The 17,061-nt window shown below is 44.3% G+C and carries 16 protein-coding genes and 2 pseudogenes; 7 read left to right on the top strand and 11 right to left on the bottom strand.

Going from position 1 to position 17,061, the window contains the following annotated elements; genetic code table 11:
* Positions 1-91: 91 nt before the first annotated feature.
* A complete protein-coding gene (locus tag E8L90_RS19345; protein WP_137030863.1) occupies positions 92-877 on the bottom strand; it encodes a class I SAM-dependent methyltransferase in 786 nt (261 codons plus the stop codon).
* Between the two features lie 266 nt (positions 878-1,143).
* Between E8L90_RS19345 and E8L90_RS19340 the strand changes: the two genes are divergently transcribed.
* A complete protein-coding gene (locus E8L90_RS19340; protein ID WP_137030862.1) occupies positions 1,144-1,845 on the top strand; it encodes a response regulator transcription factor in 702 nt (233 codons plus the stop codon).
* A 16-nt stretch (positions 1,846-1,861) separates the two neighbouring features.
* Positions 1,862-2,977, top strand: coding sequence for a sensor histidine kinase (locus E8L90_RS19335; RefSeq protein ID WP_137030861.1), 1,116 nt, complete (start codon positions 1,862-1,864; stop codon positions 2,975-2,977).
* A 167-nt stretch (positions 2,978-3,144) separates the two neighbouring features.
* Here E8L90_RS19335 and E8L90_RS19330 read toward each other — a convergent pair whose 3' ends face one another.
* The 9 genes and pseudogenes from E8L90_RS19330 to E8L90_RS19290 all read right to left on the bottom strand — a co-directional run.
* Positions 3,145-3,453, bottom strand: a complete 309-nt coding sequence (locus tag E8L90_RS19330) for a tyrosine-type recombinase/integrase (RefSeq protein WP_279633711.1) — start codon at positions 3,451-3,453, stop codon at positions 3,145-3,147.
* A gap of 351 nt (positions 3,454-3,804) precedes the next feature.
* Positions 3,805-3,993: pseudogene (locus E8L90_RS31420) on the bottom strand (IS3 family transposase); the annotation flags it as partial.
* A gap of 12 nt (positions 3,994-4,005) precedes the next feature.
* Entirely contained in the window at positions 4,006-4,671 is a 666-nt protein-coding gene (locus E8L90_RS19320) for an IS3 family transposase (protein ID WP_162309102.1), read from the bottom strand.
* On the bottom strand, positions 4,638-4,967 hold the full coding sequence (locus E8L90_RS19315) for a helix-turn-helix domain-containing protein (protein WP_137030857.1): 330 nt from the start codon (positions 4,965-4,967) through the stop codon (positions 4,638-4,640). Before E8L90_RS19315 ends, E8L90_RS19320 begins: the two co-directional genes overlap by 34 nt.
* A gap of 174 nt (positions 4,968-5,141) precedes the next feature.
* Positions 5,142-5,609 carry a hypothetical protein gene (locus E8L90_RS19310; protein WP_137030856.1) on the bottom strand — a complete coding sequence of 156 codons (468 nt, stop codon included), beginning with the start codon at positions 5,607-5,609 and terminating at the stop codon, positions 5,142-5,144.
* 4 nt (positions 5,610-5,613) lie between these two features.
* A complete protein-coding gene (locus E8L90_RS19305; protein WP_137030855.1) occupies positions 5,614-6,045 on the bottom strand; it encodes a hypothetical protein in 432 nt (143 codons plus the stop codon).
* Positions 6,046-6,173: 128 nt separating this feature from the next.
* A complete protein-coding gene (locus tag E8L90_RS30910) occupies positions 6,174-6,317 on the bottom strand; it encodes an aspartyl-phosphate phosphatase Spo0E family protein (protein ID WP_255675643.1) in 144 nt (47 codons plus the stop codon).
* A gap of 423 nt (positions 6,318-6,740) precedes the next feature.
* On the bottom strand, positions 6,741-8,108 hold the full coding sequence (locus E8L90_RS19295; RefSeq protein WP_137030854.1) for a helix-turn-helix domain-containing protein: 1,368 nt from the start codon (positions 8,106-8,108) through the stop codon (positions 6,741-6,743).
* A 230-nt stretch (positions 8,109-8,338) separates the two neighbouring features.
* Positions 8,339-8,458: pseudogene (locus E8L90_RS19290) on the bottom strand (arsenate reductase); the annotation flags it as partial.
* 101 nt (positions 8,459-8,559) lie between these two features.
* On the opposite strand from E8L90_RS19290, the gene E8L90_RS19285 reads away from it, so the two are divergent.
* A complete protein-coding gene (locus E8L90_RS19285) occupies positions 8,560-9,147 on the top strand; it encodes a hypothetical protein (RefSeq protein WP_137030853.1) in 588 nt (195 codons plus the stop codon).
* Positions 9,148-9,474: 327 nt separating this feature from the next.
* On the opposite strand, the gene E8L90_RS19280 is transcribed toward E8L90_RS19285, so the two are convergent.
* Positions 9,475-10,176, bottom strand: coding sequence for a hypothetical protein (locus E8L90_RS19280; protein ID WP_244297304.1), 702 nt, complete (start codon positions 10,174-10,176; stop codon positions 9,475-9,477).
* A gap of 398 nt (positions 10,177-10,574) precedes the next feature.
* On the opposite strand from E8L90_RS19280, the gene E8L90_RS19275 reads away from it, so the two are divergent.
* The 4 genes from E8L90_RS19275 (at position 10,575) to E8L90_RS19260 (ending at position 17,026) form a co-directional block, all read left to right on the top strand.
* On the top strand, positions 10,575-11,513 hold the full coding sequence (locus tag E8L90_RS19275) for an ABC transporter ATP-binding protein (protein WP_137030852.1): 939 nt from the start codon (positions 10,575-10,577) through the stop codon (positions 11,511-11,513).
* 15 nt (positions 11,514-11,528) lie between these two features.
* On the top strand, positions 11,529-12,659 hold the full coding sequence (locus E8L90_RS19270; protein WP_137030851.1) for an ABC transporter permease: 1,131 nt from the start codon (positions 11,529-11,531) through the stop codon (positions 12,657-12,659).
* A complete protein-coding gene (locus E8L90_RS19265; protein WP_137030850.1) occupies positions 12,656-13,804 on the top strand; it encodes an ABC transporter permease in 1,149 nt (382 codons plus the stop codon). Before E8L90_RS19270 ends, E8L90_RS19265 begins: the two co-directional genes overlap by 4 nt.
* Positions 13,805-13,873: 69 nt before the next feature.
* Positions 13,874-17,026 (top strand): hybrid sensor histidine kinase/response regulator, encoded by a 3,153-nt coding sequence (locus E8L90_RS19260; RefSeq protein WP_244297302.1) that lies wholly within the window; start codon positions 13,874-13,876, stop codon positions 17,024-17,026.
* The last annotated feature ends 35 nt before the right edge of the window (positions 17,027-17,061 follow it).

Genomic DNA, 17,061 nt, shown 5'->3' with positions numbered 1-17,061 from the left:
ACCGTCAGTCTATAAGTGAGTAAAAGAAAAAGAGGAGGGAAATCCCCCTCTGTTCGGTATTAAGAATTTATAAAATGATGGCAAACATTCGTTATAATTTCTCAGCGATAATCGTGAAGGTTTTCGGGATTCCTTTATCAAAAACTTCCGATGAAAGATTCGGGAGCTCTTCCAGCATTTTAAGGCACAGCCCTTTGCTAGCAATGGACGTAACAATTTCGCCTAATGTCCAATTGCGCAACAATACTTTTGATTCAGCGACATTTGTGCCGTCTGAGAGAAATTTAGAGAAAGCAATGTCCTTTTCCTCAAGCGAGCTGTCGAAATAATCGCCTGTTACTTTATGTTTGCGGATAGTAGCAGTCGTTCCGCGTGAGGAGATGAGTTTTGTGGATACCGGATGGAAATCTTGGAGGACGAGCATGCCGCCTTTTCGCAGGAGCGAGTTGACCACCTGGAATAATTCGGTTAAGTCCAAAAAGTAATGAAGAATACCGAATTCCATAAAAACGAGATCATACTCACCAGACAATACATGGGGAGGTAGCTGCAATACATCCGATACGATGTAAGTCAGGTCAACATCGGCAGATGCAGCTAGTTCCTTGGCGTACTGCTCATTCTCATAAGAGAAATCGGCGATAGTTACGTCGGCACCTAGCAAGGCGAGCGCAACGGCTTTGTTTCCATTTGAGCCGAGTAAATTGATAATTTTTTTGCCGCGAATATCCCCCATGTGCTCATATACTTTCCCGATGCGCTTTTGGGGGTCTTCTTTAATTTTGACTGCTGCCTCAACAGGTGTTCCGAAACGCTTCAGCCACGCTTGATAAGCCCCAGTGTTCCAAGCCGTTTTATTTAGTTGTGCTGTTTCCACAAATTCCCCTCCATAGAGTATTCCATTCAAAAGATTGGCCCCGATAGGTTGGTAAGAGGGCTTAGGTAATATATCATACTGACACATATGATTCGTGTCTATATATTTTCAGAGTGTTAATTTTTCCATGTGTGACCGGAAAGTAAGAACCATTGGGGCGAGATTCTACAATTGTGAAGCAAAGCAGGACAGTGGTAATATTGGGAAAAAAATATACGTCCGCTCTTTATGCGGTCGAGGGTTTGTTCGACAGGAGGCAAGCTGCTTTGAAAATCAAAGTGTTGATCGCAGACGACAATTCGTTTATACGGGAAGGCATGAAAATCATCCTGACGAGCTTTGCGGAGTTTGAAGTGGTCGGGATTGTGGAGGATGGGTTTGAGGCGGTGACGTTTTGCGAACAGAACGAGGTAGACGTCGCGCTCTTGGACGTTCGGATGCCGAACATGAATGGAGTGGAAGCGACTCGTGTGCTGACTACAGAAACGACAGTCAGACCACTCATTTTGACCACGTTTGACGATGACGAATTTGTCCTCGAAGCCATTCAAGCGGGGGCACGCGGCTATTTATTGAAAAACAATGACCCCAACCGCATTCGAGATGCCATCAAGAGCGTCTATAACAACCATCACGTGCTCCAAGATGTCGTCCTGGATAAGATCAAAATGAACCTGAATACAGGGAAGAACGCGACGGATACCGTGTCCGCTACCGCTCCTCCCAAAGTGACAGCAGCCCTCCCTAATGAAAGCAAAATCGACCAAAGCTTATTTACGGAACGGGAGCTCGATGTCATGAAGCAGATCGCCAAAGGGCTATCGAACAAAGAAATTGCCAAGAAGCTGTTTATTTCCGAGGGAACGGTTGCGAATTACATTACTTCCATCTTAAATAAAACAGCGCTTGAACACCGTACGCAGATCGCGATCTATTATTTGACCGGCGAAACGAACATGTCTGATTGAAAGGAGGTCACTATCGATGGAGTTATGGACAATGGCTAATAAGGCAGCAGTGCTTGGATTTATCATCGTGACTTCTTTTCTTGCTCATCCCACTTCTGAAATGGACCCTTGGCAAATTCTTGTGTACTTGTTGTATTTGGCAATGAATCTCACTATTCTCATTGTGAAAAAGAGGAATCATAAGCAATTATTTATGGGGCTATCCATCGTGTTTGTGGTAGCAAGTACACTTGTGTTGGACCCGTTATTTGTGTTGCTCTTGCCAGTCCACATTTTGGAGCTCGTATTCTTGGCGGGTACGCAGAGGGTGGTCGTATTTGGATGTATGCTGTTGCCTTTGTTCATCGTTTTACCTGAATGGATGCCTTTGTATTTACTGACGGCCTTTCTTAGCTTTTTGCTGTATAGGTGTGGCAGCATGCTAACTGACAAGCTTCGCAGATTAGAGGCTGAACGGGAGAAGATGAGGGAGGATTTACAAAGCTTGACCCGCTCCTTGAACGAGAGCAGTGAATACTTCCGCCAGTCGACCTATACGATTCAACTGGAGGAGCGCAATCGCCTTTCTCAACAAATTCACGACGATGTGGGGCATGCGGTGGCAGGTGCGCTCATTCAGATGGAAGCGTCGCGACTGCTGATGGCGACTGATCAGGACAAGGCATCTGAGCTGCTTCGCAATGCGATCGCAATATCGAAGGAAGGGCTGGAGCGAATCAGAGTGACACTCAAGGATGTGAAGCCACGGCCGGAGGAGCTAGGAATCAATCGACTCCGGTCGTTTGTGGATGAGCTGTCTGCGAGAGAGACAGTGACAGCCACGCTTACTTTTGACGGGGATATCGACGTCATTACACCGATTCAGTGGAAAATCATCCAGCAAAATGCGACGGAAGCGGTCACGAATGCACTCAAATATGCGAAGGCGACAGTGATCTCCCTAGAGGTACGGGTGCTGAATACATTCATAAAAGCAGTGGTCACAGACAATGGGGCCGGTGCAGAAAAGGTTGTAAAAGGGCTTGGCATTCTCGGGATGGAGGAGAGAGCTGCTTCCGCTGGTGGAACAGTGATCGTAGACGGTACGCGAGGCTTTAGTGTGACCACGCTGCTACCTTATCGCAACGAATGAAAAAGAGCGTAAAAAATACGGCTTGAAAGCAGCTCGTCGCCACCTCAATTCTCCAAGCACTAAGAAGCTTGCTATATCAAGGATTATTGCCCTTGGCCTTCAATGGTCAGGGGCTTTAATTTTTCCCACGAATGAGCCGTGACCATATTTTGACCATATTTGTATGGTCATAGCTCCATGAACTTCTCAAATCTGGTTGCAGTTTGTTCTTTGACTGTCCTGGTAACATGGGTGTAGATGTTCATCGTCATTTTGATATCGGTATGACCGAGGCGCTCCTGAACTTCCTTGATGCTGGCTCCAGCTTCAAATAAAAGGGAGGCGTGCGAGAGCCGCATTCCGTGGATGTTTATTGGATGAAGGTTATTGGATTTGATAATCTCATTTAATTTGTCATTTGGATATGCGAGTCGAAGCGGGGACCCATCTTCACGAGTAAAAACCATTTGATTATTCTTTGAGTGGAGATGTACAATCGAAGCTCCAGATTGCCCTGTACGGTAAAGACCTAAACGAAAAGCTCATTTCGGGATCAGCATATGCTCCTGCTCGTGAGCTGGCTGCTGCATTTTGTCTACAGATTGAGTACAAATACAGTAATATTGAGAGGATGAGTTTCGTGGATAATACAAACAAAAGAAACAAGGAGTTTTGATAATTGTCGGTGGCGTTCTTGCAATTGCAGGAGCAGGTTATGGGCTACTTTCAGATGAACCAGTTCAAGCGATACAGCAGGCTTTTGAATTGATCATAGGAGCATTCTAAAAGCGAAAGCCCTCCTTCGGAATATTGGTCAAGCCCCCATTTAGTGGACATTGAAATAAGCCCTAGGCTATAAGCTGACGTCGGTATTCAACCGGCGTCAGCTTATTTAGTTTTCGTTGTGCTCTTTTCTCGTTATAAAAGAGAATAAATTCTTCTATACGCCTTTGTGCTTCCTCTATACTTCGGATATCATAGGGATAGAGTGCTTCAACTTTCAGATGCGAAAAGAAGCTCTCCATAGAGGCGTTGTCATAACAATTGCCTCAGCGTGACATGCTGATTTGGGCTCCAACCTTTGGCAGCATGTCGTGGTAAGCATGGGACGTGTACTGGTACCCTTGATCGCTGTGAACGATCAATCTAGCCACGTCTTTTTGCTTTTCGAATGCTTTCTTGAAGGTTTCTAACACAAGTGGATTATCGTTACGCTGGCTTAGATGATAAGCGACAATCTCATTGTTCCATAGATCTTTTATAGCAGATAAGTAAATCCGATGGTCAAATACCCGAAACTGTGTGACATCCGTTACCCACTTTTGATTAGGCCCTTCCGCAGTGAAATTCCGTTGCAGCAAATTTTCCGTGATTCTGCTATCCGACACAGCCGTTTCATAACTGGTACGGTGGATGTATTTACGACGGATGATTGCCTGCATGCCTAGCTCCTGCATGAAACGTAGCACTTTCTTGTGATTTACTTTCAGGTTATATTGGCGGTATAACTCGTCCTGGACACGACGATAGCCAACCGTCTTGTCCCGTTCTTCATAAATGCTTCTGATTTTGCGTTTGAGATGTTCGTCGCGATCATCGTCCTTGTGTTTCACACACGCATAGTAACCGCTTCGGCTTATACCTAAATAAGCGCACCGTTCTTGAACGCTTCGTTTGTCCCTTAGCTCGTCAACGAGGATGTGCTTGTTTTGCAACCCTCCCGATTCAAGATTTGTAACCACTTTTTTAAGACATCTACCTCCAGTTGTAGACGCCGAATTTCCCGGTCCTGCTCCGTTTCAACCCGATGAGGATTTCCACGCCCGTCCTTGAATGATGCATCTCCATTTTCACGATACTTTCTCATCCAAGTTCTGACGCGGTATTTATCCTGGACCCCTAGGTGTTCTGCAATCTTTCTGTAGCTCCATCCTTCTTCCACGTGCAAGGGAACCGCTTCTACCTTGATTGATTCTGGATAATGTTTACATTTGTGTCCTTTCACTGCCATGACGAAAAGCCCCCCTAGAATTACATCGGATTAACCTAGGGGTTTTTCCAATGTCTATTCTAAGGGGGGCACTTCACTTCAGAGGAGACGGGTTTTTTATTAGTAGCTATTGTCTATAGAGTCCAATAAAATAGGGGATAGCATTTGCTATTCCCCTGTGTAAATAAACGATATTTACTTTTCCTGCTCGTAATCCCATTTTCCTTTGTCTTCATTGTACTTTAGTTTGAAGATCAGAACCTCTCCATCTTCTCTGTTAAACGAGAAGGAGCCTTCTTTTAACTCTTCATCCAGAAGGATAACCGGAATGGAATCCCCTTCTTTGGCGTATTTCTGCATAATTTTATCCTGTACTTCAATGAATGCACCACTTACGTCCTCAGTATACCTTTCCTTCATTTTCTCTTCAAATTTACCGCTGTTAATAAAATCATTATATATCCATTTGTTTCCGTCTTCGTCCGTCAAAGTTGTCATTCTTTCTAAATCTTTAGTCTTTGCTTCAATTCCCAATTCGTGAAGTGTTTTCTGGTGATTTGATTTTTTATATTGTGCTATATCTTCACTTGCGTATAGACTGCCACCTGCGAATATAGCGCCAGCTAAAACAACACCCGAAATTACTATGTTCCGTTTTTTCATAGCCTCAAATTCCTCCTACGTGGTTGTATTCAGGCCATTCTTTTTTGGAAGTTTTTGTTACAACTTCGTTTATCTTATTGTAAGCATAATGGGATGAACGAATTTCACAACTTATTAATTCTTTAATATTAACATCGTAACCGACATTTGCATAATCTCTGCCATTTTCGTAGTCTTTATGCGTGAGTTTTCCGTTCACGTAGAAATAAGAGTAGACTCTTGTTTTAGCGAGGTCTTTTCCTTCCCCTTGAGTATAAGCCCATAAATAAGCAGAACTCCTTGTCACATCATGAATATTGGATGCGTACAATTCAATGCCGTAATCATCCCCACTACTTAATGGGCTGACATTATTATCTTCCGCAGCTATTGCTAGTGATGTAGATAAAGCGAGGACACCTAATACAGTTGAAAGAGTAGCAATTCGTTTGTTCATACTAACCTCCAGATTCTATCTCTAGATTATCATGATTCTACCAAAATAAGTTAAAATGCAAAATAGGAAAAATATACCTATTCCTATATGTTGATCGTTGATAGATTTCTAGTTTCTTCTGTAACACCTTAGTTTCTATTTTTTAGCATCATTTTTGATTGAATTAACAGAATGTACTGATCTAATTTCTGGCTTAATTCCACGACGTCATCATGCAACAAATCATTCTTTTCTAAAAACAATTGCACCAGTTGTTCTCGCAATTGTTCCACAATGTTTTTCAAATGCTCTATATCGTGATAAGTTCCTCCTTCCCGATCTAAGGATTGCGTGATACATTTATTTATAGGAGCTTTAGCTGCTCCTCCTGTGGGCGTTCCGTTTACCTGGCAATGGGATGGAACGCCCTTTTCGTGTGCAATAGCTCATATGGTATACACCTCCTTTTTTTACATTTTTGTACATTTATTTATGTACATTTATTACTATAAACTAACATTCAGCAAAACGACCTCTGAAAAATTTTGAATGATAAAAAAAACACCCGAAAGGGTGTTTTACTACTACTTAACCTCCTGCACCGTGGGTATACGTAGTTACAATGTGATGACTCCTAAGCACCTCCTGATGTTCTGGTACAACGATTCCGTGAGAAAGTCCGAACAAAACAGTAAGTAGAAGTATCATACTCCGCATTATTTATTTCTCCCTTCCAAAATGTTTTGGAATTCATCTATCTGCTGGTCAGAAGCACTATGTCTATATTTCCAGAACATAGCGACACAGCTTTGGAGCTTTTCTTGCTCCATCATCTTACTCGCTAACGCAAGGCAGCGTAGGGTTTCTGTAATACCTTCTGCAACTCGCCCCTTATCGAGCTGATATATCGCCAAATGATACCGAAAATGAAGATGGCGGGTAAGACTAAAAGGGTCTTTATAATCTTGAAAGCAAGCAATTTCCTTAGAAAAACGCTCCACAACGTCATCTACAGATAGTCCGAATCGATTGGCTGTCTCCATAATGGTAAACATACCCGCTAAAATTTCAGGTGGGTTATTAGCAAGATGATTAACATACTCAGAAAGTAACTCTGTACGCCCCATTAATAAATTCAGCGTGTAATTATTCGCTTTCGCCCATCCACGGAACTTTTCAATTTCCATTTCAGCCAGATCATCACGGAATTCAAACCAGCCCAGCTCAGCATACGCTTGTACATAAGAAATGGCTTCTTCATACCGCTCTTGTAATTGTAATGCGAGTCCCTTTAGTAAGAAGCCCTGTCCATAATACACGACAAGATGGCGCTCTGTTTCAAGTATTCCCCTCACTCCATCAATTTCCCATCTTTGTACTTCTTCATTATAGATCACGGTTGCTAACTCTCTAAGTTCATCTGCATATCGCTCTACCTCCTTCCAGTTATGGAGCGTAAAGCACAGATTTGCTAATTGTAGTAACGCATCTAATTGATAATTTTCAGGCAACCTGTTTCGATAAGAATGAAAACGGACGACAGCCTTCCACTTTTTCTCTGAATCAGCTCCCCCTTGCACTGCACGGAAAAGCCTATACTGAGACATTACAAAACGATCACCATGGCTGTCTTTTTCCGATTCAATAACAAGTTGATAAAACGGGATTGACTCCTGTCGTTTCCCATTTGTAAAAAGCTTCTCAGCCACGGAAAACAGAATGGACAGGTTTTTCTGATTATCCAAAAGTATAGGGACAATTAACTCGATACAATCCTGCCTGCCTATTTCTGCACATCGAATCAGATAGGGAACAACTCGTGAACGAGACACTCTTCCCTCGACGATACATTCCGTTACATACAGCTCATATAGCCATCCAGGGGCTTGATTAAAAGCTACAGCAAGTGCATCCAGATGACCAATCGTCATAGCCCGAGAAGGAGTTCGATTAAAAATATCGCTCAGTACTCCCTGATTAATACCTGTTATCTCGCCAAGTTTAGTCAGTGTGTAACCACGCTCTTTTAGGTGATGCTCAACTTCTGAACGTAACGATCGTTGAACTGTCTTGCCTTGCCCCATATTAAACCTACTCCTCCTTAGCAAAAAAAAAAGAAACATCAAACTCCCTATATTTTACAAAAAGAGTGTATAAATGTAAATAAATGGCAGTCGGGACTTTTTTCCTGTATGATTTGTTCATTTAGAGTACACCCTGTATCAACAATGGTTGAAGTCCCAAAAACGATATTCAGAATGCATTCAAGAAATAGCAAACCCGCCCCTATTTTTAGAAGACGGGTTTTCATATTTTATTCTCCTATATCCGCGAATCTCTTAATTCGTACACCGATTTCATCATGAACTCGTTGAAACTCAGACCACTCTTTACAAGCGGGATCGTCAAATCCCCAATGGACGCGTTTTACATATTTAATTCCTAGTGTCGATTTTTGTCTGCTTGATATTCTTGTTCAATGTACCATTATGGATTATGGTGAGAGTGAATCATAGAAACAGGGGGATTTTACCAGTGAAAAAAACATCAATTCTTGCGTTGTCATTAGGCATCGTGTTAAGTGGCTGCGGTACAACGCCAAATAACACGCCAGCTCCAGCAGCCACAACTACCTCATCTGCACCAGCCCCAGCTTCTGAACAGAAAGCTATGTCAGCCGAGGAAGTGAGTAGATTTAAGGAGTACGCTCCGAACTTAAAGGGTGGGCCATTTATTACAGAGGCAGAGATTGTTAACCAAAACGAGGCAGTAATCACCTATGCAGATTTTGCAACTTTGAAAAAGGCTAAACCTGAAACCGGAATGACAGAAGCAGATGCAAAGAACTATTGGGAGTCTGGAGACGCGATTAACAAAGCATTGATGGAAGAGCCGATCCTACTATTAAAGGAGTTCCCTGAACTGCAAAAGGTGAAGGTAACACTGAATCATGGAAAAAAATATACCACTGAGATTGATAGAGCTACTATCGAGGATTATTTGAAGGTAAACCTTGCTGAAACTAAAACTGATAAAGACAAGTGGCGGAATGAAATTGTGAACAAGTTTTTCACTAAAGAAGAACGCGCAAAATACATTGATAAATTTGTGAAGGCGGAGTAAAAAAGAAAGCCCTAGAACATAATCTCTAGGACTCTCGTCGTGACCATATTTTGACCATATTTCTATCAGAAAGTATCTTAAATAAACGGAACCTAAGTTGTAAATCTTCCTATTTAATATGCGGAAACCTTAATGAATCGAAACCAACAATGAAAGAGCGTAAAAAATACGGCTTGAAAACAGCCCGTCGCCACCTCAATTCTCCAAGCACTAAGAAGCTTGCTATATCAAGGATTATCGCCCTTAGCCTTCAATGGTCAGGGGCTTTAATTTTACTTCGTACGAGCCGAGCCTGCTCCATTATGGATTAGGAGAAGTTTCTTATAGTCAGTTGGTAAGTGCCAGTGAGTGCCCTTTAAAAGAAATTGCCCTAACATTAAGGTCGTTATCGTTTACTGTTAAGACGACTTCACTTGCATATCGAGATAGAAATATGAGAAATGGGGATTCCAGTAGGCGATCATTGAGCACCCAGTTCGTGGGGGAAATGGTGACCTCGTCACTCATTTCGTATGGTTTATTAATAAAGTCCCAGAGCCTTCTGTGAGCCGAATTTGCGTGGTAAGTAGTCTGCTTGATAAAGGAATCCCTTTCTATTTGGAACAGTTTTGTGTTTAGTTGGATACTATGCTCACATTCTCCCTGTAGATAAAAATCGCTTACCAGAGGATCAATCTTACTTGTATGTATGACCGATTGGATAAAAGAACTTTTTATATTTGGCTTTAAGTCCTCTAGCCTGATTTCCTCCAGCTTTCCATTGGTGTATATTCCCCGTACTTTGGTAAACAGGCTTGTGAAATTGACGGAAGCATACTCTTCTATCTCGGGATCGTCATGGGCCGGAATCCGATAAGCAGTATGCTCATGAACAACAAAAGGGGCGATGGTCCATTGCAGGACGATATCATGGATAAAATCGGGAGGTTCCTGGAGCCCACTTGACTCGAATCTCTTAATTGAGAAGGCGACGTTTGTTTCTACCGGATTCTCTTCAATAGGGAACGGTATCTCTATCAGCCAATCCATATATTATGTCCTCCTGATTAGTAAAAGAAGCAAAAGGCAACCTAGAGTAGATTCCTTGGTTTCAATATATTAACAATAATTCCATGATACGATAGCGAAATAAAAAATGACTAGATTCCGAGGTTTATTGAACATATTTGAGTGGTGTGCGTTTATGAATGAGCCGATATTGGTACAGGGTTCCTGGATTGTAAAAGGTAACCCTAGAACACAATCTCTAGGACTCTCGTTATGACTTATATAGAACATATCCGGAAACCTTAGCTTATCGGTGCCAACAATGAAAAATCATGAGAAACAACATGAGAATTCTCATACCAAGGGATGAACTTATGCACTGACATAAGGGCATCCTTTTTTATTACAATGCAGACATAGCTAAGAAGGGAGTGAGTTACGTGAGTCATGTATTGGAAATTCGTCAGTTAACGAAAAAATTCGGTGATTTCGTCGCCGTCGATAATATGTCTCTGAATGTGCGTGAAGGAGAAATCTTTGGTTTTTTGGGGGCCAACGGAGCGGGAAAGAGCACGACCATCAACATGATCGCCTCCCTGTTGCGCGTAACAAAGGGCGAGATTACCCTGCTGGGAAAAAACATTGAGAAGCACAGCAAGTTCGCCAAAATGAACATCGGCATCGTGCCACAAGATATCGCCATCTACGAGGATATGACTGCCTATGAAAATGTGAGGTTTTTTGCTGGCTTGTACGGACTGCGTGGATCACTGCTTCGCGAACGGACGGAAGAGGCGCTTGAATTCGTAGGTCTTGGTGACAAAGCTACTAGCTTTCCCAAAAACTTCTCTGGCGGGATGAAGCGTCGGTTAAACATCGCTTGCGCCATTGCCCATCGGCCGAAGCTGATCATCATGGACGAACCAACTGTCGGGATTGACCCTCATTCACGCAATTATATCTTGAATTCGGTACGCAAGCTAAACGAGATGGGCTGCACGATCATTTATACGAGCCATTACATGGAGGAAGTCGAAGAAATCTGCACCCGTATTGCCATCGTCGATCATGGAAAAGTCATCGCGGAAGGATCGAAGGAGGAGTTAAAATCGATTATTACCGACGCGAAGGAAATTTGGATCGGCGTCCGGGCAGATGAACCGTTAAACCTCGAAGGTATTAAGGCGATTGCTGGTGTGAATGCGGTGCTTCAAGAAGAGAATACGATCAAAATCGTGTCCAAAACGGAGATCAATAACCTGAACAGGATCATTCAACAATTCATCAAGGATCAGGTAGAAATCCGTTCCGTTGAAGAGCAGGCGACAAATCTGGAGACGGTGTTCTTGACCTTAACCGGTCGAAACTTGCGAGACTAGAGGAGGGGCTTTGCCATGAACATATGGAATATCGCTGTAAAAGAAATCAAGTCCAGCCTTCGCGAAAAAAGAACGTTTATGTTTATGCTAGCACTTCCCATCATCATGATGCTGATATTAGGTTCCGCCCTTTCCAATGCATTTGACGATACGAGGACCGTAGGAGACATGCGCCTGTTGTATAAAAGCAACGAGATGAATGCGCAATTATCTACGGCGTGGAACTCGTTTATCAAAGCATTGGGCGATAAAGGAGTGGAGGTCGATCAAGCAGGATTAGGCATGGATGGGCAGGAGGAAGTTCGCTCGGATCGCTATACGGGGTACGCAGTCGTCAGTGATGCGGGGATTGAGTTTTATGGAAGCAGCAAGAATACGATAGGAAGTAATATCCTCGGGGGGATGCTAACGGTTTTTGCAGATAGGTACTCGCTCGCATCCGCAGCTTACCAGGTAGATCCCGAATCTGCTTCGGCAATAGTCAAGGGTATTGGACAGCGTGAAGATTTTATTCATGAAACGACCTTGAATCCAAATAAAAAGCCGGGGGCAATCGACTATTACGCGATTGCGATGACGACCATGATTGCGCTCTACTCGATGTTTTCTGCGAGTTATTTGTTCACGGGAGAGCGAACGAACAAAACATCCACACGATTAATGGCAGCACCTGTCAGCAAAGGTGTCATTTTTACCGGCAAAATTATCGGGAGTACGTTCGTCAATTTGTTTTTCGTACTCGTCGTGTTCGTAGTCAGCAAGTTCGTGTTCCAAGCAGATTGGGGCAACCACTACGGAATGGTGATCCTCGTGCTTTTGACAGAGGTGTTGCTTGCGGTCAGCTTGGGTCTGGGGATCAGCTTTCTTTTCAAAGGCGAAGGGGTAAGGTCAATCAACAATATTTTTACGCAGGTCGCCTCCTTTGTAGGCGGTGCCTATTTTCCCGTTGATCAATCAACTGGTTTCTTCGGCCTCCTGTCCAAATTCTCTCCCCTTCACTGGGCGAATACAGGTCTGATGGAGATCATTTACACAGACAATTCAAGAGGCGCATGGTTTGCGATTGCGATGAATGTGAGCATCGCTACGGCGTTCATCATCATTTCTGTTATCACGATGCGCAGACGGGAGGGTGCTATTGTATGAGTGAAATGCTATGGCTCATTCGGAAAACGCTGATGGAGACGTTTCGCAGCAAAAAAAGCTGGTTCACTTACTTGGGGTTGCCGATCGTAGGTGTTCTGCTGTCTCTTACTCTTTACAGTAATGCAAGTAGCGGCACGATCCATGTCGGAATCATCAATCAAGATGGGGACCAGGTGATCACCCAGGACACGATCCGGTTTATCGAGAAATTGAAATCTATCAAAGTTACAGTCATCGACGAACAAACGATGCGTGAACAAATCGTTTCTGGTGAGCTGGATAGCGGAATTGTTTTCGATTCAGGGTATGCTGCTAGCGTTCGGAAAGGAGCGCCAGCACACTTGAATATTGTATCCGTAAAGGGTGAACAGGTTACTGCCTACGTGAAGGCCATGCTGCACAGTTATATCGGCAATCTTGCCGCGATTGGAGCATCGGCACAGGCGGATGAGGCAAAGTTCACGAAGCTGTATACGGCATACCACGAACAAAGCTACAAGCTCCATACGGTAACGCTTCAAGACACATCAAACGTGACGCGTATGACGAATCAATCGATTGGCTTCCTCATTATGTTCATGATGTTTTCGGCTGTGAACATGTCGGAGATCATTTTAAAAGAAAAAGAGAATCGCACCTTTTTGCGTCTCCTTTCTTCGCCGATGTCGGCCAGATCCTATGTATTCTCGAATATTATCGTCAACATGTTTATTTTACTGCTGCAAATCATCGTGACCTTGCTCGTCATGAAAAACGTCTTCGGCATAGATGCAGGCGTCTCGTATGGTCAAATGATTCTGCCGTTGTTCGTGTTTGCGCTGGGAGCAATCGCCCTTTCCCTGATGACCGTTGCCTTTGCGAAGAGTAAAGCAGGTGCCGGAGCGATTTCCAATCTGATCATTGTACCGACGTGCCTCCTGGCCGGCTGTTTCTTTCCCATGGAAATCATGCCGGATACGGTACGCAATATCTCAACATTCTTGCCTCAGCATTGGCTACTCGATACGGTGAATAAGCTTCAACAAGGGTACAGTCTGGGGAGCTTGTATTTGAACATAGCTATTTTGCTCGCATTCGCTACGGTTTTTGCCTTGATCGCCATTTATCGGTTTGGACGGAATAACGATAGTAGACAGTTTGTGTGAGAAAAAAGGCCTAGGTGAAGTGTAATGTAACAAGGGATAATTCGAATCGTGTCGAAAGATGATCTTACTATGATAAAGCAAAGCAACTATAATCGGAGTCATTCAAAAGCACTCATAAGTAAGCATCTTGTGATTCTTCTCTTGTTTTTAGCATTTCTCCTAGGTCTTCGAACGTTCTGGTTTTCGTTTTATGCATCCCCAGATCATCCGCATGCGATTCAAGGGGTTCTTGATATGCGCGGGTGGGACTTTGAAAATTCCCCGTCCATTTCACTGGATGGGGAATGGGAGTTTTACCCTGATTCTTTCATCACGCATGAAGATTTCAAGCAATCATCGAATGACGAACGACAGTACCTTCAAGTGCCTGGCAATTGGAGCAACGCTTTTTCCAGGGACTCTCCGTCACCGTATGGCTATGGTACATACCGTTTACGGATTTTGGTTGATCAACCGCTAAATCAGCCATACACCTTATGGGTTCCGCAAGTGGAAGCATCTTCTACCGTAGAGGTTAACGGCGAGAAATTATCCAGAGTCGGAGTGCCTGCGACAACAGCGGAGGAGTACACGCCGCAGAAGGCATCCTTCACGGCTACGTACATTGCGGGTGATGCAAAGGTCATTGAAGTGCTTGTCCGAACGGCCAACTTTCATAATCCAATCGAAGGAGGCATCGTCAGATCGATTTACTTCGGATCGCAGGCCGCTGTTGACACCGAACGTTGGTATTCTATCGGCTTCCAGCTGACAACCTTCCTCATCTTGTTGCTTCATGGCTTGTATGCCGGCATCCTGTACGTATTGAATGCCCGCCACAAAGAGTTTCTGGTGTTTTTGCTGTTGCTTTCCTGCGTGGGGATAAAGACTGTGTCTGATTATGACAACCTGCTGTTGCTTTGGATTCCCTTCGATTATACATGGGCGATCAAGGTGGAAGTGCTTGCCTACATATGGCAGCCTTTGCTGATGATAGTAATGTTCAGAAGCCTAACTGAACAGGGGGAGAAAGAAAGCGTCAAGCCGTTCAGGGCATATCTTTCCGTGCTCAGTCTTTATTCGGCAGCCATCCTACTGGGAACGGCACAATGGGTGTATTTTTTAGCTGGAACGCCATTTTTGGTCATTATTTATTTCGGCCCGTTGTTGCTGTTTATTTTCAGAATCAGCCGCATGCTCATGCAAAACAAGCATGACGCTGTGTTTTTGGTCATTGCTGCAGCGAGTATTTTTTCCAATGTCATATGGTCCGCAATGATGGAATATAAGATCATCGATATCAAGTACGTGTATTATCCGCTTGACCTGATTGCTGCTCTTGTTAGTTTTTCTGCCTACTGGTTCAAGCGATTCTTTCGCAATTCAGAGGAAAAAGCAAAGCTAGCGGAGCAATTAAAAGCAGCGGACAAGCTCAAGGACCAGTTTCTCGCCCACACCTCGCACGAACTGAGGACGCCGTTGCACGGCATCTTGAATATCGCCCAGACTGTCGTTAACAACGAAAAGCATGTCATGGGCGGTCGCAGCACGCAGGATATGGAGCTCTTAATCACGATCAGCCGCAGAATGTCGCATTTACTGGATGATTTGCTAGATGTCGTGCGTTTGCAGGACAAGCATATCGTGTTGCAGAAGAAGCCATTGCATATTCAATCGGTTGTTTCCGGCATCATCAGCATGCTTGCTTACATGGTAGAAGGCAAGCCTGTTCAACTGAAAATGGACATACCAGAGTCCATCCCGCCAATCCTGGCAGATGAGAAGCGGCTAGTCCAGATTCTGTTCAATCTTGTTCACAATGCACTGAAATTCACGGAAGAAGGATCTGTCGTCGTTTCGGCTAAGAGCATGGACGGACAGGTGGCGATCTATGTATCCGATACAGGAATCGGGATGGATGAGTATACCAAGGCACGTATATTTTTGCCGTATGAGCAGGGAGTTCAAGCAACGAACGGTGGTGGAGGAATCGGCCTCGGTCTTGCTATTTGTGCACAGCTGGTCGAGCTGCATGATAGTGAGCTGAGAGTCGACTCTGAACCGGGCAAAGGTTCGGTATTTCGCTTCTGGCTGCCCGCGGTCAGTACAGATGAGATGAAAGCAGCAGAGAGCCAATATGTGAAGCAGATGGATACGAGCAATCAAGTGACGGCTATCAACCAGATGAGGCATAGTGAAGCTCCAGATAGCTTGGCTTTTCAGCAAATGGCTGCGCATGCATCTGTTGACAGAAAGGCGAACATATTAGCGATCGATGACGACCCGGTTAACCTGAGGGTGCTGGATCGAATGCTCTCATCCGCGCAATACCAAATTACTACGTGCACATCGCCAAGAGATGCGCTCGATTTGCTTTTTACAGAGCAGTGGGATTTGCTTATCATTGATGTCATGATGCCTCATATGTCGGGCTATGAGCTGACGCAAAGGGTCAGGGAGCATTTCTCTGTTTCTGAGCTTCCGATCTTGCTCTTAACTGCACGCAGCCAGTCTGAGGATGTATACACCGGGTATTTGTCTGGTGCGAATGACTATGTTTGCAAACCAGTCGATGGGATGGAGCTGAAATACCGCGTCTGGTCGTTGACGACACTCAAGCAAACCGTCGATGAACGACTGCGTATGGAGGCTGCCTACTTGCAGGCGCAGATTCACCCGCACTTCTTGTTCAACACACTTAGCTCGATTATGGCACTCAGTGACATTGATACGGAGAAGATGCGTAAACTCGGGGATGCGTTTACCGCCTTCTTGCATATCAGCTTTGACTTTTTGAATACAGGAAAACAAGTTGCACTCTCCCATGAGCTGGAGCTTGTCCAAGCGTATCTTTACATTGAAAAGGAACGATTTGGTGAGCGGTTACAGGTCGTGTGGGAGGTTGAGCCTGATATCGATTTGTTGATCCCGCCACTGACCATTCAGCCGTTGGTTGAGAATGCCATCAACCACGGTCTTCTTACCCGAATAGAGGGGGGAATTCTCCATATCCGTATCATCCGGCAAAAGAACGCCACTCTTTTTGAGGTGAAGGATAACGGTATCGGGATGGAGGAAGCGACTGTGCGGCAAATACTCGACTTGTCGAAGAAGGAAAGAGGCGGAATTGGAGTGTCCAACACGAATCGGAGACTGACGCAAATGTACGGGAAGGGCTTGGCCATTACAAGCAAACTTGACGAAGGAACGACGGTGTCGTTTGTGATACCGGATCAGGCGTAAACTAAAAAACAGTGAGGTGAACAGGCATGATAACC

The sequence above is a fragment of the Brevibacillus antibioticus genome, assembly GCF_005217615.1.
Lineage (GTDB): Bacteria > Bacillota > Bacilli > Brevibacillales > Brevibacillaceae > Brevibacillus > Brevibacillus antibioticus.
Note: the sequence above shows the minus strand (reverse complement) of the source record. Positions and strands in the feature narration are given on the sequence as shown.